Origin of the sequence: Vagococcus acidifermentans (genome assembly GCF_003987655.1) — a bacterium.
GTDB classification, from domain to species: Bacteria; Bacillota; Bacilli; order Lactobacillales; family Vagococcaceae; genus Vagococcus_B; species Vagococcus_B acidifermentans.
Genome location: NZ_NGKC01000008.1, coordinates 1 through 18,310, shown reverse-complemented (window position 1 = coordinate 18,310; position 18,310 = coordinate 1). Strand labels below are relative to the sequence as shown.

Below are 18,310 nucleotides of genomic sequence, written 5' to 3'. Positions count from 1 at the left end.
TTCCCTCTTCACTCACTGTTGCAATAAGAAATAGCCAAAACCGGAAAACTGGACCGGTTTTGACTTATCAGTTTTATCTCATAAAATCAAAAATATGCTGCCATGTTTCTTTCTGAAACACCTCAAACATGTCGCCTTTGCCAATCACACCATAACCGACCATGGTACCTATCAGAAATAGGACAATCAGTCCAAGCACGACCAGCAAGATTTTCAGCAACTGAAAAAGGACTCTTCTGCCTGTACCGTCCACCAATAGATACACCTCCACATCAGTTAGCGATTGATTAATTGTTCAGATGACGGCTGTGGGACATTGTCGCGGTCATCGACACGCTCAATATCAGCTCCCAGCTTTTGCAGTTTTTTATGAAATTCATAATAACCGCGGTCAAGATATTCCAAATGGGTCACACGGGTCACGCCCTCAGCCACCAGCCCGACCAGAATCAGGGCAGCCGCGGCACGCAAGTCTGTTGCTGCGACTTCCGTTCCTTGAAGCTTCGACACTCCTTTGATATATGCCACATTATTTTGAATGGTATAATTTGCACCCATGCGGTTCATTTCGTTCAAGTGCTGGAACCGGTTTTCAAACACCGTTTCCGATAACACACTGGTGCCGTCTGCTACAACTTGCAAGGCGCTCATCTGTGCCTGCATGTCTGTCGGGAATCCCGGATGCGGCAGAGTCTTGATGTCGGCCGCTTTGATTGTTTCCGGACCGATGACCCGGATACCGCCGGCTTCTTCTTCCACCACCGCGCCCATTTCACGCAGTTTGGAAATCAGCGGACGATTATGTTCCATGATGCCGTCTTCAATCAGCACGTTGCCTTGAGTGATGGCTGCGGCAACCATGAACGTGCCTGCTTCGATTCTATCCTGAACGACGGAATGCTCGATTCCCGTCAGCTTGTCCACACCTTCGATACGAATCGTTTCAGTTCCGGCACCAAAAACGTTTGCTCCCATCTTGTTCAGATAATTAGCCAAATCGACGATTTCAGGCTCGCGGGCCACGTTTTCAATAATCGTAGTGCCTTTTGCTTTAACAGCTGCCATCATAATGTTCTGTGTCGCACCGACACTTGGAAAGTCCAAGTAGATACGCGCGCCTGTCAGTTCATCCGCATAGGCTTCGATATACCCGTTTTCCTGCTTGATGGTCGCTCCCAGTGCTTGAAATCCTTTTAAATGCAAGTCGATCGGGCGTTTGCCGATCGCGCATCCGCCGGGCATCGCAACTTTTGCATGTTTATTTCTTGCAAGCAGCGGGCCCATAACGACAATCGATGCACGCATTTGACTCACGTATTCAAATGGCGCCTCGGCACAGAGCGGCTGAGTTGCGTCCACAGTGATGCGGTTTTTGTCTTTTTCAAAAGTTACGCTGGTATTTAAATGTTCAATTACTTTATTCATCATCATGACGTCCGAAAGTATCGGGGCATTATCAATGACCGATCGACCTTCTTCAGCTAGAATTGTCGCGGCTAGAATCGGCAGCACAGCATTTTTGGCGCCTTCGATTTTAACGGTTCCTTCTAATTGTCTGCCGCTGCGTACAATCATATACTCCATTATGTTCCCCCCAGAAATTGCAGTAATTGCATATGACCCTGACATTATATCATGTTTAGCGCTTATTGAGTAATTTTTTTGATTTTTGTCATATAGATGTCAGGTGTGTCATTTATTACGGCAGCCATGTCACAAAGATATTCCGGGACAAGCTGATTATTTCCAGGAAAAAAGAACTTAACAAATAGCCTGAAATAATTGAGAAACTCAATATCATGACACGTATCTGAGTGTTATTGGCACCCTTTTGGAAAAATGTGTCCAGCCGGACGGAGCGGAAGCCCCAAAAAATCAGGTAAATAAATGTCACGTGGCTGACAATCCGGACGATTGCATCTATCCCAAAAACTTGCATGTTACGACCACCTTTCGTGATTCGGCATAAAGAAAGAGGTAAAGAGTCTGAGACCCTCTACCTTCTTTTGTTTGCTACTTTCAAACGGTTCAATGCTCTGTGAAGAGCCACTTCGGCACGGTCCAAATCGACAGTCGCATCCCTTTCGGCTTTCGCTCTGGCGATTTTTTCCTCGGCCCGTTTTTTCGCCCGTTCAGCACGGCTGATATCAATGTCCTGCTCGGTTTCCGCACTGTTGGCAATAATGGAGACGACGTTGTCACGCACTTCCATAATCCCGCCGTTGACGGCTACCCAGTCAGACGCTAGATTAGTCTGGCCTTCATCGGTAAACCGGTCGATTCTGACAGCTTCAATCAAAAGCGGTGCCACCAGCGGCGCATGATTCGCCAAAATCCCCAAATCACCGGCCTGGGTTTTCGCCAGCAAGAATCTGGCCTGATGGTCATAGATAATCCCGTCGGGCGTTACAATATTGACAGTGAATAAATTCATGGTGTCACTCCTTTAGTAGCCAAGTTGCTCGGCTTTAGCGACCGCATCCTCAATTCGTCCGACGTTCCGAAACGCTTCTTCCGGCAGATTGTCATGTTTACCTTCAAGAATTTCCTTAAATCCGCGAATTGTCTCGCTGAGCGGCACATAGCTCCCCGGCTGACCCGTAAATTGTTCAGCGACATGGAAGTTTTGTGATAGGAAAAACTGAATCCGTCTGGCTCTGGCAACAATCACTTTCTCAGAATCAGACAGCTCGTCCATCCCTAAAATCGCAATGATGTCTTGCAGTTCTTTGTAACGCTGAAGCAGCCGCTGTACTTCTGTGGCGACCTCGTAGTGCTCTTGGCCGACTATGCCGGGTTCGAGCGCACTGGAGGTGGAGGCCAGCGGGTCGACCGCCGGGTAAATCCCCTGTTCAGTCAAGCGCCGTTCAAGGTTGGTGGTCGCGTCCAAGTGAGCAAATGCTGTCGCCGGTGCAGGGTCAGTATAGTCATCCGCCGGCACATAAATCGCCTGAATGGATGTGATGGAGCCGTTCCGGGTTGATGTAATCCGTTCCTGCAGCTGGCCCATTTCCGTCGCCAGTGTCGGCTGGTAGCCTACTGCTGACGGCATCCGGCCTAACAGAGCCGAGACTTCCGAGCCGGCTTGGGTAAACCGGAAAATATTATCAATAAACAGCAGGACATCCTGATTGGCAACATCACGGAAATATTCCGCCAATGTCAAGCCGACCAGCGCGACACGCATTCTGGCACCGGGCGGTTCATTCATCTGCCCGAAGACCATCGCCGTCTTTTCAATAACGCCGGATTCCTTCATTTCAAAGTACAGGTCATTCCCTTCACGTGTCCGTTCACCGACACCGGTGAATACGGAAATCCCGCCGTGTTCTTGGGCGATGTTGTGAATCAGTTCTTGGATCAGAACTGTTTTACCTACACCGGCACCGCCGAACAGTCCGATTTTTCCGCCTTTCAAATAAGGGGCCAGCAAATCTATGACTTTGATACCTGTTTCCAAAATTTCAGTGGCCGTGCTCAATTCTTCATAGGTGGGCGCTTTTTTGTGAATTGCTTCCCGCTTCATTGTTTCGGGCAATGCTTCGTCACGGTCAATCGTGTCGCCCAGTACGTTGAATACCCGGCCCAACGTTTCCTCACCGACAGGCACTGTAATCGGTTGGCCGGTATGGAGCACTTCCATCCCCCGCTGCAGACCGTCAGTTGACTCCATGGCGATGGTTCTGACCATTCCATCTCCCAGTTCCAAGGCAATCTCTAAAACAACTTTTGTCTTATTATCTTTTTTATAAACAATCAAGGCATCGTTAATATTAGGTAAAGATTGGTCTAGGGGGAATTCAACGTCAACAACTGGGCCAATTACTTGAGCAATTTTTCCTGATTTCATCTCATGTTCCTCCCCTTTACTACTCCAACGCCGCCGCGCCGCCGACTATCTCCGTAATCTCTTGGGTGATAGCCGTTTGACGTGCCCGGTTATAGGAAATAGTCAAATCATCAATAATCGTGTTTGCATTCTCTGTGGCACTCTTCATGGCTGTCATCCGAGCGGCATGCTCAGCTGTTTTCGCATCAAGAACGGCACCGAAAATCAAACTTTCCGCGTATTGCGGCAGCAGCGTATTTAAAATCACATCCTCGGACGGTTCCAGAATGTACTCTTGTTCATAACTTTTCGCTTCCCTGACGTCCAAATCCACAATCGGCAAAATCTTTTCTGCCCGGAAAGCGGAAGTCAGCGTGTTGACGTGGTGATTGTAACATACGTACAATTCATCAAACAATTCGTTATGGTACATCTGAATAGCTGTGGAAACAATCCGGTTGACTTCATAAAATGCAGGGTGGTCGCTGACGCCTTTCAATTCATAAGAAACCTGCATGTTCTGATTTTTAAAAAACTCGGAAGCCGTGTTGCCGATTGTCATCAACACGATTTCATGAGGATCTTTGTGATACTTTTCAAATATGTCGACGGTGTTTTTTATCACGGAGCTGTTGTAGCCGCCTGCCAGCCCTTTGTCGGAGCTGATGACGATGTAGCCGGTCCGCTTTACCGGACGGGCTACCAGCATTTTGTGATAAGCTTCCATCATTCCTGACTCTTCCCCGTCTTCATCTATGTTATCCAGAGCTTTTAATTGTGTAGAAGCCAGGTGCGTCACAATCTCACGCACTTTGGAAGCGTACAGCTGAAAACGTCTGGAAGACTGCTCCGATTTAGTCAGTTTCGAGGCGGCGACCATCTGCATGGCACTGGTAATATGACTTGTTTTTTCTGTGGAAGCAATCCGCTTCTTGATATCTACCAACGAACCACTCATTTTAAATCACCGACTTTCTACGAATTTTTCAGAGCTTCTGCCACGGAAAACTTGGTAGATGAAAAAATACCTTTGAATTCATCAATCGCCTGATCGATGACGTCGCTCTCCGGCAGATTTTTCGTGCTGCGGATGGTATCAAAAACTGCCGGATAGTTATTGCCGATGTACTCCAGCAGTTCTTTTTCAAACCGCAGTATATCCCCGACTGGAATCGTGTCAAGAAATCCTTTTGTCAGAGCGTACAAAATAATAACCTGCTTCTCAACCGAGAGCGGTTCGTGCACATTCTGTTTCAGCACTTCAATAGTCCGGCGTCCGCGATTCAGTTTGGCTTGTGTCGCCGCATCCAGATCCGAACCAAACTGCGTAAAGGCCTCTAGCTCACGGTAGCTTGCCAAATCCAAGCGCAGCGTTCCCGCTACTTTTTTCATCGCTTTGATTTGGGCAGAACCACCTACCCGGGACACCGATAGTCCAGCATCAACTGCGGGTCTGACCCCGGAATAGAACAAGTCGCTCTCAAGGAAGATTTGGCCGTCTGTAATAGAGATGACGTTTGTCGGGATATAGGCCGAGATATCTCCTGCCTGTGTCTCAACAAACGGCAGGGCGGTCATCGAGCCGCCGCCAAGTTCCTCATTCAGTTTAGCCGCTCTTTCCAACAAACGGGAATGCAGATAAAAGACGTCCCCTGGGTAAGCTTCACGTCCCGGCGGTCTTCTCAACAGCAGGGAAATTTCACGGTAAGCCGCCGCTTGTTTGGATAAGTCGTCAAAAATGACTAGGACGTGTTTGCCGTTATACATGAATTCCTCGCCCATCGCTGAACCGGAATACGGCGCAATATAAAGCAGAGGCGCCGGTTGTGAGGCACTGGCTGATACAACGATCGTGTAGTCCATCGCGCCAAATTTCTTCAACGTCTCAACTTGTGTTCTGACTGTGGATTCTTTTTGTCCGATTGCCACATAGATACAGATAATGTTTTCATCTTTTTGATTGATGATCGTATCAATGGCAATGGACGTTTTGCCGGTCTTTCTATCACCGATAATCAATTCACGCTGGCCTCTGCCGATCGGAACAAGTGCATCAATCGCTTTGAGTCCTGTCTGCAGCGGCTCGTCTACCGATTGTCTGTCCATGACACCGGGTGCCGGTGCTTCAATCGGCCGTGTACGGGTCGTATTGATGTCGCCGAGCCCGTCAATCGGTTGTCCAAGCGGATTGACCACCCGTCCAATCAGTTCTTCGCCGACTGGGACTTCCATGATTTTTCTGGTACGTTTGACTTTATCTCCTTCTCGGATATGCTCATAATCTCCAAGAACAATGATACCAACGCTGTCTGATTCCAAATTTTGAATCATTCCGTAAGCGCCGTTAGCAAAGGATACCAACTCGCCTGACATGGCATTTTCAAGTCCGTAAGCCCGCGCAATACCATCTCCGACATAGCTGACTGTGCCTATTTCGTCGACTGTCAAGGACTCTTCAAAATCCGCTATTTGTTTTTTTATATGTAAACTAATTTCTCGTGCGCTGATACTCATATTTTTCACCTCTTACCACTTTCGATCAGCATCATTTCATTAATGCCGCATGCATATTTTCCAGCTCCGTCTTGATACTTTGATCAATGATGCTGCCTTCTGTTTCGATGATGACGCCGCCGATGATGGACGGGTCGATTTTCGCATTCAGCATGGCTTTATCGGCGTTGAAATATTCAGCAATGTTATTTTCCAAATCATGCCGCTGCTCTTGACTTAACGGAACAGCCGTTGTCACTCTTGCGACAATGATGCCCGAGCGTTTGTAGTATTCCCGCTCAAACTCATCAATCATTTCCGGCAGTTCGTCCATGCGGCCGTAATCATAAATCATGTGGATAAACTTGGCAACAGTTTTGCCAAAGCTGTTTTCCAATTCACTAATGATACTTACCTTTTCATATACGCTCAACCTGTTGTCCGTCAGCATTTCTCCCAGTTCCGGGACATCCCGATAGACATCTCTTAGTTTCAGCAGTTCCTGAAAATCATCCGTCACTTCGTTGTTTTTTTCAGCTTCATTAAACAATGCTTTGCCGTAGGTACGTGCTGTCGTATACTGCTTATTCATCCCCATCACCTTCTAGTCTGTCAATGCTGGATTGAATCAGTTCTTGATGAACATCAAGGGAAATTTCCTTTTTCAATATTTTAGATGCAATCTGAATGGAAAGTTCCGCTACTTCCTTCTTGGAATCATCCATCATTTTTTCTCGTTCAATACGTATTTCTTTTTCAGCTTGTTCTTTCATGTCTTGTGCATGTTTCTTAGCATTTTCAATAATACTGTAAGCACTGTTTTCAGCTGTTTCTTTTGCTTCACTGATGATTGCACGCGCTTCTATACGAGATTGCTGCAGTTCACTCTCCCGCTGTTCAACCAGTTTGTCTGCTGCCCGTCTGGAGCTCTCCGCAGAGTCGATGTCATTGGAAATTTTATCTGCCCGCTGATCAAGCATACGAATGACAGGCTGCCATGCAAACTTTTTCAGTAAAAGCAGTAACACCAAAAAAGACAACGAAACAAAGAGCATCGAGCCTAACGTAGTTGACGTCGTGCTGGCAACGACCAGATCACTGAACATAGTTGTTACACTTCCTTCCTAAGTTGCTACATCAAAAAGAAAGTAGTTGGCACACTACTTCCCGGTGAATTATTCTACTTGAACACCAAGAGCAAGGCGATAACAATCCCCAAAATAGGAACAGCTTCGATGATACCAACACCAATAAACATGGTGGCTCTCAATTGTCCAGCCATTTCAGGCTGTCTTGTCATAGACTCCAAAGTTTTGGAAATAACTTTTCCGTTACCATATGCTGCGGCGATTGCCGAGCCAAAAACTGCGATTGCTGCTGCAATGTATTGCATGATGCATTCTCCTCCTAATTTCACATTTAAAAATCTAATATTGCTATTCTTCAACTTCAATTTTATGAGACAGGTACACCATTGTCAAAGTTACAAAGATGTAAGCTTGGATGGCACCAATAAAGACTGAAAAACCCTGCCAAATAACTTCCAGCGGCAACGCCGGGAGAAACGTAAACTTACTGCTTGTGCCTAAACTTGCAATCAGCGTCAGCAACACTTCGCCGGCATAAATGTTTCCGTAGAGACGAAGTCCCAGTGTTAATACATTGGTAAAGTCCTCCATAATCTTGATCGGTGTTAAAAATTTCACCGGACTCATGTAGCTGTTTACGAAAAATTTTCGGAACCCTTGTTTTTTGATCCCAAAATAGTTGGTCAGCAGCACGACAATCAGTGCCAGCGTCATGGTCACGATTGGATCAGCCGTTGGACTCTTCCAAAAGTTGGTGTCACTCGGAAAGATTGTTATCTTCGTCACTAAACCTATAAGGTTAGACACTAAAATAAACATGAAAAACGTAAAAGCTAACAAATGATAGTCGTTCACTTCCTTAGCAGGCACATTGTCTGAAACAATCCCCCTGATAAACTCGACCAGATATTCCAGTGCATTTTGCTTTCTGCCCGGTTTCATCTTTGGATTTCTGCCAAAAAAGTAAACAAGACAAAAGATAATAGCACAAGTCAGTATGGTCATTAAGCAAATCGTACCATCAAATGATAGCCCCGCAATGTTAATTATCCAGGACTTTTCTTCCATCACACTTCACCCCTTTTCTAAAGAAAAATGATTCATTGGATCGTTGTCAGTCTCTGGCAATGTACAATGAATAAAATCGCACAAAAAACTATAAATTGTTGAAATATTCAACTAGTCATATGATACCACCAACAAACCGATATTACAAAGTTTTTTCACAAAAAAGGTTCGTTGGCGAGAGCGACTTTATCCCCCTATTCTAGCAAATTCTGTCGTATTGGCAAGTATTTTTTACCTGTTTCTTTCTTTTAGTGTGCGGCTGATTTCCCGGTCAATGTCTTTCCGTTTCAAATCTTCCCGTTTATCGTACTTTTTCTTTCCTTTGGCAATGCCGATCAGTACTTTGGCAAAGCCGTTTTTAAGGTACATTTTCAAAGGAATCAATGTCACGCCGCTGTTTTTGGTTTCCGCCTCCAGACGGGCTATCTGCTTCTTATGCAGGAGCAGCTTCCGCGTTCTGAGCGGGTCATGGTTGAACAGGTTTCCCTGCTCGTAGGGACTGATATGGACATTCAGCAAATAGGCTTCGCCGTTCCTAATACGTGCAAATCCGTCTTTTAAGTTCACTCGGCGGTTGCGGACGGATTTGATTTCCGTGCCTTTTAACACAACCCCTGCTTCAACAGTGTCGATGATCGTGTAATCATGGCTGGCCTTCCGATTTTGTGCAATGACATTATCCGTTGGTTTAGGCATACATTCACCCCTCACTTACGATTTTTCTTCTTCTTTTTCTTTTTAACAACTTCCTTATAAAAAGGCTGTTTTTGCTTATTTTTATGTTTTGCGTCTTTCCGCTGCGAGGCCTTTCTATTTCTTCTGTCAGCACCGTTGCTGCGGGCCGGTCTTTTTCCTTTGCCGTGTTTCGGCAAAGCCGGCGTTTCCCTGACCTCTTCGGACGCGACGATATTAAAATCGATTTCCCGACTTTCCGGATCGGCTTTCACCACTTTGACCGTCACCTTCTGCCCGATGCGAAATGAGCGCTTGGTCCGTTCGCCGACAAGCATTAAGTGATTTTCGATAAAGTGATAGTAATCGTCTTTCAATGTGTTGACATGCACAAGACCTTCAATCGTATTCGGCAGTTCGACAAACAGACCAAACTTGGTGACTGAAGTAACAACACCGTCAAACTCTTCATCAATTTTGTCCATCATAAATTCTGCTTTTTTCAGCGTATCGGTGTCTCGTTCCGCATCCACGGCCCGTCTTTCGGCGATTGAACTGTGTTCGGCGATGTCCGGAATTTGTTCCTGCCACTTCGCCTTTGTTTTGTCGCTGACTGTTTTTTCCCGGCTGTATTCGCGAATCAGACGGTGAACGGTCAAATCAGGATAACGGCGAATCGGCGATGTGAAATGCGTGTAATCCTCAGCTGCCAAGCCGTAGTGCCCGGTCGCCACTTCCGAATAGCACGCCTGCTGCAGGCTGCGGAGCATCATCATGTTGATGACGGATTCTTCCGGCTTGCCGTGCACGCTGTCCAGCACTTTTTGCAGTTCCTTCGGTGTCACGTCTTCTTTTTTTCCTTTAATCAAAATACCGAAATTTGTAACGAACTCGAAAAACCGCTGCATTTTTTCCTCTTTCGGCTGCTCGTGAATCCGGTAGATGAACGGCAGCTTCCGGCGGTAAAAATGTCGTGCAATCGTTTCGTTGGCCGCCAGCATGAACGACTCGATCAATCGTTCGCCGACCCCTCGGGCCCGCAGCTGGATGTCCAGCGGATGTCCCGCTTCATCAACGATAATTTTAGCTTCCCGGTCTTCAAAGGAAATGGCGCCCCGCCGCCGCCTCATCTCTTCCAGAATGCGGTGCAGATCCCCCATCTCACGAAACATCGGCACAAGCTCGGCATATTCAGCCAGCGTCTGTTCGTCCTGCTGTTCCAGTATTGCGTTGACTGCTGTGTAAGTCATGCGTGCACTGCTATTGATCACTGCTTCAAAAATCTCGTAGGAAACAACGGTGCCTTCCTGCGTAATCTCCATCTCGCATGCCATTGCCAGCCGGTCCACCTGAGGATTCAACGAACAAATGCCGTTAGACAGTTTATGCGGCAGCATCGGAATCACCCGGTCAGTCAGATACACACTGGTGCCTCTGTCGGCAGCATCCAGATCGAGCGGCGAGTTTTCGGTGACATAGTACGAAACATCGGCAATGTACACACCCAGAAAATAGTTGCCATTGGCCAGACGCTCGACTCTGACCGCATCGTCCAAGTCTTTGGCGTCTTCGCCGTCAATCGTCACAATAACTTTGTCGCGCAAATCACGCCGACCTGCCAAGTCTGCCGGCAGCACCTCATCTGGTGTCTCTTCCGCTTGTCGCATAGCTTCTTCTGAAAAATCAACAGGAATGCCATGCTGCATCACAATCGTCAAAATATCCATGCCGGGGTCATCTTTATGCCCTACCACCTTTTTGACGATACCTTCCAAACTTCGTGCATAGCCGTGTTCCGGATAATGGGTCACTTCGACAATCACGACACTGCCGCTCACCGGACGGATGCCTGTTGCCGCAACGAACACTTTAAACTGGTTCAATTTTTTCTCCTGTAGCGTCACGTAACCGTATAAATCCGTTTCTTCAACTTCTTCTTCCGAAAACGACGTGAACACGCCGACAATCTGGGAAGCCGCACGTTCAACTACCGACATGACTTTCCCTTCAGCCGCCTGCCCCTCAAGCTGGTTAGACGGACGCGTGATGGCAATCAGAACCTTATCCCCGTCCATGGCATAGCCGGTGGCATCATTCGGGATAAACACATCGTCTTCTTCATCATCGATGGTGACAAAACCGAACCCGCGCTCGTTCGCTCTGAAAATACCTTCCAGCTGGACATCAGGCTGGACCAGCTTGACTTTTCCTTTGCCTGTAAATTCAACTGTTTGTTCCCGTTCCATCTGGGCAACGGTTTTGACAAGTTCTTTGAAGTCCTTGCCTTTCTGCAAGCCCAGTGCTTCAGCCAGCTGCTCCATGGCATAGGATTTTTTTGTTCCTTCAGCCAGCAGCTCAAGCACAGCTTGTTTAATTGTTTGGGTCATTCTTTCACCTCGTCCCACGGCAATTTCTCAATAAATGCCAGTACATCTGCTTCAAAACGGTACCGGTTGCTGCCCACGGTAATGACATGTGTGGCTTCCGGATACCAGAAAATCTCATGGTTTGTGTGTGACAGCAGTTCTCCGGTCCGGTACACGCTCAGGGCGTCAATCATTTCATCTTTACCGGACTGAGCGAGAAAAACATCTTGATGGATTTGCGCAAAATCCGCTACCACCTGACTGGTCACGTCATGTATCGCTCCCAATTGCGTTTTTAACGGTTCTTTTATCTGCATGATTTTTTCTTGAACGGCTTCTTCAGGCAGCTTCCGGCGCCGGTAAACCAGCTTGCAATACTCAAGAAAGCTCGGATAAATCTTCGTGTCCTGCTGCGGTATGAGCGGCGAATTGAAGGCGCCGCCGCCGATGACCATCGCCGGGAAACGGCTGAGTGTCTTCATGGCAAAAATCCCGCCCATCGACAGCCCGAAAACCGCGATTTGCTCAAAACCCTCATGTTGCAAAAAGGCAACGGCCCGCTCAGCATCCTCCCACCAGGAAGACGGATCAATAGACAAAATGTCCAGCGGTTCGGCCGTCCCGTGACCGGAGAAAAGCGGTGCCAGAACACTGATGCCGTGCCGCTCCAGCATCCGCGCCAGCAGTCGGACATCATTGGGACTGCCGGTATAGGCATGGAACAACAGCACCGCTTTTTTCCCGCCAGTTTTAAAATATAATGATTCAGGTAACATGATTTACCCCCTTCTCACAACTTTGACTCTTGTTTCATTGTATCAATAAAAAAATCTCCTGTCTCGACAGGAGATGCAACAAATTTACTTGGATGATAAAAAGGCAAGTACAATCGCAATGACAAACCACGCCAGAGTCAGCACGGCTGTCACTTTCTGCATGACTGCTTCAAACCCTCTTGCTTTTGTTTTGCCGAACAATTCAGCAGCTCCGCCGGTAAATGCACTGGCAGCACTGTTCTGTTTCGTCGGCTGCATCATAATGGAGATAATTATAATCACTGATAATATCAGCATCACTGTCAATAATATATTATACATCACATATTCCCTCGCTCTCTATGTCTTCTCATATGCCAAGTCATTTTACCATACTATTGAAAAAATTTCTATGACTGTTGCATGATTTTCTACTATTCATCATATCTTTTTGCGTATCACGCCGGCTTGCTTCACCGCTTTTTCAAGACGAATGCTAAACCGGACCAAAAACGTCCTCCAAACAGGATAGGACTTGTTGTCTTTTTTTGGGACTGGCACAGAAAACAAATAACATCCGTCCTTTTTTATCACGCGAAAAATCATATCGGCTGAATCCCGTCACATCACTCAACTGTTCTGGTGTCAGCTGATAAGCGGCAACATACTGGGAAAACTTTTTTTTCCAAGCCGCCTTATCCTGATACATATAAATGTCTGCAGCTGCCCAAACGATAATCACCACACAGCCGGACAGCTTTTTAGCAAGCGACCACCCGCCAAACAATGCTGACCACACCACAAAAAAGACGATTGGCGCCAGTGACGCAATCGTATGTATCACTGCTTTTTTTTGCCCGTTTTTCAACAACCCAACTACTCCCTTTCACTTGATACATCTAATCTTCATTGCCGGGCATTCCGGGAATGCTCCGCACATAACCCGCGCTGGCGGGCTGTTCCATTTTAAATTGTACCATTTACTAAAAAAAAGGGGCACAAACTAAGATTTTTTTAATTAACGCAGGCTATTGGTATAATAAGGTATCATTATTATTATCGGAGGTCATTACGATGCATCTAGTCTGCCAGCCGGGCGATACAATCGCTCTTGTCGGCAATTCCAATCCCTTGCCGGCATCAGAAAAAGAAACCGTTCGTCAATTAACAGCCGTCCTCAATAAACTCGGCATTGAAGTGGCGGAAAGCCCGCTATTGTTCAGCCGAAGTACACGTCATTATCAGGAAAAAGCCGCCATCCTCAACCAGTATTTTGCAGATAAAACAATCAAAGCAATTTTTGATATTTCCGGCGGCGACATGGCCAACAGCGTCCTGCCTTTTTTGAATTACACAGCCATCAAGAATCACCCAAAACCCTTTTTTGGTTACAGCGATGTCACGACCGTTCTCAATGCACTTGCAGCCCAGTCCGGCATCCCCACAGGACTCTTTCAACTGAAAACCATCCTGCAAGACACTACTGGTCAACAACTGGCCCGCTTTACAGAAACTTTTATTCACGGCGAAAACAGCTTGTATGATGTCGACTGGCGGTTTATCCGCGGCAATCGCATGAGCGGACAGCTCATCGGCGGTAACATCCGCTGCTTTCTGAAATTAGCCGGCACACCCTATTTGCCGCCATTGAAAGACCGCATCTTGTTCCTCGAAAGCCAAGGCGGTTTAACCGAGAAGCAGTTCAGCTACTTTCATCAACTGACACAACTGCCAGATTTTCAGCAGCTGTCCGGCATTCTTTTAGGAACATTTACAGACTACGAGCGCGCGGACTCTACACAGACAATTGGCGATTTGCTGCTGGATGTCCTGCCTGATAAAAAAATGCCCGTAGCCAAAACCGATGACGTCGGGCACGGACGGTTGTCGAAAGCGCTGGTGTTGAATGGGGAGACTGACCTAAGGATCCAGCAGTTTCTGATTTAATCTTTAATAAATTTTTACAACTATTAACACCAGTTTTCGTTATTCTCTTTTTATATTTGGTATTGACTAAAACTCGAAAGTTGATTTCACGGACTGATTCCTTGATAACAGGGTTTATAGTCGAAATAATAGCCTTTCGCGGTACTCAGTAACTGTTTTTGAATCATTATTGACAATGTTCCTATAAATTTATCAATAATGTTGTCTGACACATCCTTACGAAGAACGAGCTCCACCTTAAATGCGTCACGGAATAGTTCGATTAAATCGCGAAGTGCTTTTGCGACAGTTAAATCGCTTAGTTACTCAACCCTCAAATAAAATAACTCACCAATGGTTCGCTCATCTGTTTCGTCAAGTTACCGAAGAGACAATATTAGATAGCTTGTCACAACGAGGAGGCAATGCGCAAAGATACCGTCAATATGATAGCCCTTGATAGTTGGCAAGATGAAGGTACTGTTTCCCCATCTTGAAATAGACTTCTATTTGACCAACGCTTGCCATAAAGTTGAATGATGTCAGCTTCCGTTAAGGTCGTATTCGTTGGCGCCAATACCAGATATTCGTTGCGTTTATCACGGTTGCGTACATAAACCTGTTTGATTGGTAAGATTTTGCCAACTTCATAGACGGCTTTAACGATTACTGAAAGTAAGTAACGGGAGCGCCCACGGCGCTTCTTCTCCAGTTTGAAAATGGTTTTCACGTCAACCATTTCTTGCTTAAAACAGTAGTGAACTTTAGACGAGCGCTTAGCCATGGCTACCACGTGCAAGCCACACTCACAAACGGTACGGAACGTTTTAGGACTTGAAAACCAAGAATCAAATAGGACATACTTGGCCTGATGTCCTGCTTCAAGTGTGTTTTGCAAGACTTTTCTACACAATATTGCAGACTAAAAGTACACAACTCTGCACCTGAAAATGTTCTTTAATATTTTGGTGTAGATAGTGCATTTTTTAGTCGAAAACTTTCGCCCGTAAAACTTAAAATATGGGCATGATGGATTAAACGATCCACCAAAGCTGCGGTCAGTCGAGCATCTAAGAAAACCTTATGCCACTGACTAAACTCAAGATTACTAGTAATAATGATACTTTTTGTTTCATACCAGTCACTTATCAGCTGGAAAAGGAGCTCCGCTCCTCCTTTTGTAAAAGGGACATAACCCATTTCATCCAGGATGACTAATTTTGTCCGGTCAAAGCGCCTCTTAAACTGATTTAAGGTTTGATTTTTCCAGTGCAGTTCTAGCTCACCTACAAGGTCTGAAACACGCCAAAACTGGGTTTCAATGCCCGAAGTAGTCGCTAAATGACCTAAGGCGCAGGCTAAATGAGTTTTACCAGTACCTGGTGTCCCCACAAAAACGGCATTCTCTCTTTGATGAATAAATGACAAGCTTGTTAATGCCTCCCGGGTCGTTGGTTTAGGTAAAGCGATATAGTCATGCCAATCAAAGTTTTCCAAGGTTCTTTTTGTTGGGAACTTCGCTTTTTTATAGAGTCTGGCGGCTTTGAGTGCCTCGCGGCACTGCAATTCGTTTTGCAGTAAAAATAACAACCATTCTTCTTTTGTCTCAAAACCATCTGCTCCTAAAACAGTCAATAAGTGTGGCAATTTCAGTTGTTTACAAATAGCTTCTAGTGGTGTGCTCATCCTTCAACCACCTTCTTTTCTGAAAAAGGTTGAAGAAATTGATCATAGGATTGCCAAGTCACTTCATATATGTCTGGATCTTTTGATTCAGACAATAATTCATAAAGATTTTCTTCAATACTCAACATATCTTGTGTCGTTAAAAAATTGATTAATTGTTCAACGCGATGAGCTTGTGTTTGCCAATCAGGATGACTGAGAAAAAGTTGAATACGACTAGGTAAATATTTCCAATACCGTGAATAGGGCATGGAACGCAACTTTCTGCGCCAGTCCATAAAAATCGTCATCCAATCAATATCGCGTTTTTTGTGCATATAAGGACGCGGACCTTCATCAATCACTTCTCCTTGCCCGTTGAATAGTTGATAGGTTTCACTTTTAAGCAAACAAAAAAGTAAAGAATGGTTGCGACATCTTGGTATGTGAAGTCGAGCGCCATCAAGGGAAATCTCATTATACTTATTTGCCTTAACTTCTATTTCTTTGAAAACAGGATAGGACATTTCAGGCAAATTCAACAAATCGTTTTTTTCCTCTTGCCATAACTCTTTGATTGGAACCCCTTTTTCATAATGCCGTCTTTCTTGATCTTTTACTAACTGGATGGCAAGCTCGTGATTGAAACTTGTAAAATCTTTCATAATGGGGGAGCCAGCAAAGAAGTGATAGCGTACATAACCGACTTTGTTTTCAACGCTTCCTTTTTCATGTCCACTGCGCGGATTACAGACTTGCGTTTCAAAGCCATAATGCGTGGCAAATTGTAAAAAGCCGTCTGTGAGAACAGCAGGAGCTGTTCTTGACTTTCTTGTCACTACCGCTGTTGACATATTATCAATTCTTATCTTAGTGGGAACACCTCCAGCTTGTTTGAATAATTCTTTCATGCCTTCCAACAGACACTCTTGATTTTCTGCTGGGAGGACAACTGCGAAGCCTGCGTTACTAAAAGGAAACGTCATGACCAAGGTTTTGACCTCTTTAAAACTTCCTTCATGAACAACTTCCATTGTCCCGAAATAAGCGCCTGATAAAACAGTATCTATCATCTGCTGCCACCCCCAAGTATACTTGAGCTAACAAATAACTATGGAGGTGGCATATTTGCATAAACCAAATGAAATAATCCCTATTCAACTCATCGAAGAAGTCAAAAGTGCGGACAAAAAACACCGCGTCCAGCGAGACTTGCGGTGCGGTTAAGACACAAAGATGGCAACGAGGTATTGATCTATAACAGCATCAATCAATACATTCTTCAAACGGTGTTAAAGGAGCTGAATACCGATGCTTCTTGATTTGACAGCTGTCAAACAGGTCTATATCGTGACTGGCTTTTGTGATTTACGCAAGGGAATCGATGATCTGGCTGGTATCGTCCAACAAGACTATCAGATGGACGTCTATGATGATGCGATCTTTCTGTTTTGCAGCAGACGAAGCGACCGGTTCAAACTATTGTACTGGGATGGTGACGGCTGGCTGCTGTGCTACAAGCGTATCGAAAACGGACGCCTGCAATGGCCGCGCAAAAAAGACGAGGTGCGTCAGCTGACGCACCAACAAATACGTTAGTTGTTAGATGGGTTGTCGATCGACCAAAAACGAGCAATAAAACCCGGTGTTAACGGCCAGTTTTAACAGAGAAAAAGTCGCGGAAAGGTTGATTTCATGCGCTTTCCCTCTGTTTTTTTGTGATGATTTATGGTATAATAATAACGTAATAAAATGATAGAAATGCGGTGGAAATAGTGGCTTTATTTGATGATCAGATTTTTAAAAATAACAAAAATAACGATGTTTCCATCTTGCTTCAAGTCATTGAGACGTTAAAAGGAACCATCGAGGATTTGAGAGGAACAATCGAATCCACAAATCAAGCCAATCAACACTTAATAGCTGAAGTTAAGTTATTGCGTGAACAAGTAGCTTATTTGACTGATAAACGCTTTGGCCGCTCCAAAGAAACATTATCGAATCAAGTCAGCGGCCAGCTTAACCTATTTTCGGAAGACCAGCCGTCAGAAGCAACACGTTCTGCAGAAACACCCGCAACGCAGGTAGACCGTCTTTCAAAAAAGCGCCCGTGCCAAAACCGCTGATTCCCAATAGTTTAGGATCAAACAGTCTCGTAACACAGACAGCACTCATGAAATTTGAACAAAAACTGCCGTGCTACCGTCAAATCGAGTATTGGCAACGCGTCCATGGATTAGCTATTACGCGGGGCAACATCGCTAACTGGCATATCCTGGCGGTCAAGAACGCGCTGGATCCAATTGCAGAGCGGCTCAAGTATTACCTGTGTCAGGAAACCGTCCTGCATGCGGATGAAACGACGTATCGTGTCATCAACAGTCAGAAGGAAAAAACTTACTACTGGCAATTCTGCAGCAATCGTCACGGCAAACAGGCCATTGTCTA

Annotated in this window: 23 protein-coding genes; 4 read left to right on the top strand and 19 right to left on the bottom strand. The window is 45.6% G+C overall.

Annotation, left to right across the window (positions count from 1 at the left end):
• Positions 1-73: 73 nt before the first annotated feature.
• From CBF27_RS07900 to CBF27_RS07825, 16 genes are all read right to left on the bottom strand, one after another.
• Positions 74-253: a DNA-directed RNA polymerase subunit beta gene (locus CBF27_RS07900; protein WP_126813879.1), complete on the bottom strand. Its 180-nt coding sequence runs from the start codon at positions 251-253 to the stop codon at positions 74-76.
• Positions 254-276: 23 nt separating this feature from the next.
• On the bottom strand, positions 277-1,584 hold the full coding sequence (murA, locus tag CBF27_RS07895) for a UDP-N-acetylglucosamine 1-carboxyvinyltransferase (protein WP_126813775.1): 1,308 nt from the start codon (positions 1,582-1,584) through the stop codon (positions 277-279).
• A gap of 115 nt (positions 1,585-1,699) precedes the next feature.
• Complete coding sequence (locus tag CBF27_RS07890) at positions 1,700-1,939, bottom strand: DUF1146 family protein (protein ID WP_126813774.1); 240 nt, start codon at positions 1,937-1,939, stop codon at positions 1,700-1,702.
• 57 nt (positions 1,940-1,996) lie between these two features.
• The gene (locus CBF27_RS07885) at positions 1,997-2,434 is read right to left on the bottom strand and encodes a F0F1 ATP synthase subunit epsilon (RefSeq protein ID WP_126813773.1); all 438 of its coding nucleotides are present in this window, start codon (positions 2,432-2,434) and stop codon (positions 1,997-1,999) included.
• Positions 2,435-2,446: 12 nt separating this feature from the next.
• Entirely contained in the window at positions 2,447-3,850 is a 1,404-nt protein-coding gene (atpD, locus tag CBF27_RS07880) for a F0F1 ATP synthase subunit beta (protein WP_126813772.1), read from the bottom strand.
• A gap of 19 nt (positions 3,851-3,869) precedes the next feature.
• On the bottom strand, positions 3,870-4,787 hold the full coding sequence (locus tag CBF27_RS07875; protein ID WP_126813771.1) for a F0F1 ATP synthase subunit gamma: 918 nt from the start codon (positions 4,785-4,787) through the stop codon (positions 3,870-3,872).
• 17 nt (positions 4,788-4,804) lie between these two features.
• A complete protein-coding gene (gene atpA / locus CBF27_RS07870; RefSeq protein WP_126813770.1) occupies positions 4,805-6,343 on the bottom strand; it encodes a F0F1 ATP synthase subunit alpha in 1,539 nt (512 codons plus the stop codon).
• Between the two features lie 31 nt (positions 6,344-6,374).
• Positions 6,375-6,914 (bottom strand): ATP synthase F1 subunit delta, encoded by a 540-nt coding sequence (gene atpH / locus CBF27_RS07865; RefSeq protein WP_170175050.1) that lies wholly within the window; start codon positions 6,912-6,914, stop codon positions 6,375-6,377.
• Positions 6,907-7,428: a F0F1 ATP synthase subunit B gene (gene atpF, locus CBF27_RS07860; protein WP_126813768.1), complete on the bottom strand. Its 522-nt coding sequence runs from the start codon at positions 7,426-7,428 to the stop codon at positions 6,907-6,909. The genes atpH and atpF overlap by 8 nt, the downstream gene beginning before the upstream one ends.
• 74 nt (positions 7,429-7,502) lie before the next feature.
• Complete coding sequence (gene atpE, locus CBF27_RS07855) at positions 7,503-7,715, bottom strand: F0F1 ATP synthase subunit C (RefSeq protein ID WP_126813767.1); 213 nt, start codon at positions 7,713-7,715, stop codon at positions 7,503-7,505.
• A gap of 43 nt (positions 7,716-7,758) precedes the next feature.
• The gene (gene atpB, locus CBF27_RS07850) at positions 7,759-8,478 is read right to left on the bottom strand and encodes a F0F1 ATP synthase subunit A (RefSeq protein WP_126813766.1); all 720 of its coding nucleotides are present in this window, start codon (positions 8,476-8,478) and stop codon (positions 7,759-7,761) included.
• A 231-nt stretch (positions 8,479-8,709) separates the two neighbouring features.
• Positions 8,710-9,174, bottom strand: a complete 465-nt coding sequence (smpB, locus tag CBF27_RS07845; RefSeq protein WP_126813765.1) for an SsrA-binding protein SmpB — start codon at positions 9,172-9,174, stop codon at positions 8,710-8,712.
• An 11-nt stretch (positions 9,175-9,185) separates the two neighbouring features.
• Complete coding sequence (rnr, locus tag CBF27_RS07840; RefSeq protein ID WP_126813764.1) at positions 9,186-11,537, bottom strand: ribonuclease R; 2,352 nt, start codon at positions 11,535-11,537, stop codon at positions 9,186-9,188.
• Positions 11,534-12,292, bottom strand: a complete 759-nt coding sequence (locus CBF27_RS07835) for an alpha/beta hydrolase (protein WP_126813763.1) — start codon at positions 12,290-12,292, stop codon at positions 11,534-11,536. The genes rnr and CBF27_RS07835 overlap by 4 nt, the downstream gene beginning before the upstream one ends.
• 84 nt (positions 12,293-12,376) lie before the next feature.
• Entirely contained in the window at positions 12,377-12,613 is a 237-nt protein-coding gene (gene secG, locus CBF27_RS07830) for a preprotein translocase subunit SecG (RefSeq protein WP_126813762.1), read from the bottom strand.
• A 154-nt stretch (positions 12,614-12,767) separates the two neighbouring features.
• Entirely contained in the window at positions 12,768-13,142 is a 375-nt protein-coding gene (locus CBF27_RS07825) for a hypothetical protein (RefSeq protein ID WP_126813761.1), read from the bottom strand.
• Positions 13,143-13,345: 203 nt separating this feature from the next.
• Here CBF27_RS07825 and CBF27_RS07820 point away from each other — a divergent pair, with 203 nt between their 5' ends.
• A complete protein-coding gene (locus CBF27_RS07820; RefSeq protein ID WP_126813760.1) occupies positions 13,346-14,218 on the top strand; it encodes an LD-carboxypeptidase in 873 nt (290 codons plus the stop codon).
• 388 nt (positions 14,219-14,606) lie between these two features.
• Here the strand turns inward: CBF27_RS07820 and CBF27_RS07815 are convergent, their stop codons facing one another.
• From CBF27_RS07815 to CBF27_RS07805, 3 genes are read right to left on the bottom strand one after another with little or no spacing between them, the layout of a single operon-like run.
• Entirely contained in the window at positions 14,607-15,095 is a 489-nt protein-coding gene (locus CBF27_RS07815) for a transposase (protein ID WP_211334638.1), read from the bottom strand.
• Positions 15,096-15,154: 59 nt separating this feature from the next.
• Entirely contained in the window at positions 15,155-15,883 is a 729-nt protein-coding gene (gene istB, locus CBF27_RS07810) for an IS21-like element helper ATPase IstB (protein ID WP_126813758.1), read from the bottom strand.
• Complete coding sequence (locus CBF27_RS07805; RefSeq protein WP_126813757.1) at positions 15,880-16,935, bottom strand: DDE-type integrase/transposase/recombinase; 1,056 nt, start codon at positions 16,933-16,935, stop codon at positions 15,880-15,882. The genes istB and CBF27_RS07805 overlap by 4 nt, the downstream gene beginning before the upstream one ends.
• Positions 16,936-17,173: 238 nt before the next feature.
• On the opposite strand from CBF27_RS07805, the gene tnpB reads away from it, so the two are divergent.
• From tnpB to CBF27_RS07785, 3 genes are all read left to right on the top strand, one after another.
• Positions 17,174-17,461, top strand: a complete 288-nt coding sequence (gene tnpB, locus CBF27_RS07795) for an IS66 family insertion sequence element accessory protein TnpB (protein ID WP_126813756.1) — start codon at positions 17,174-17,176, stop codon at positions 17,459-17,461.
• Positions 17,462-17,628: 167 nt separating this feature from the next.
• Positions 17,629-17,988 (top strand): transposase, encoded by a 360-nt coding sequence (locus CBF27_RS14360; RefSeq protein WP_245985998.1) that lies wholly within the window; start codon positions 17,629-17,631, stop codon positions 17,986-17,988.
• Positions 17,989-18,035: 47 nt separating this feature from the next.
• Positions 18,036-18,310 (top strand): IS66 family transposase (locus CBF27_RS07785; protein ID WP_148112286.1); only part of this gene is annotated, 275 nt, incomplete at its 3' end.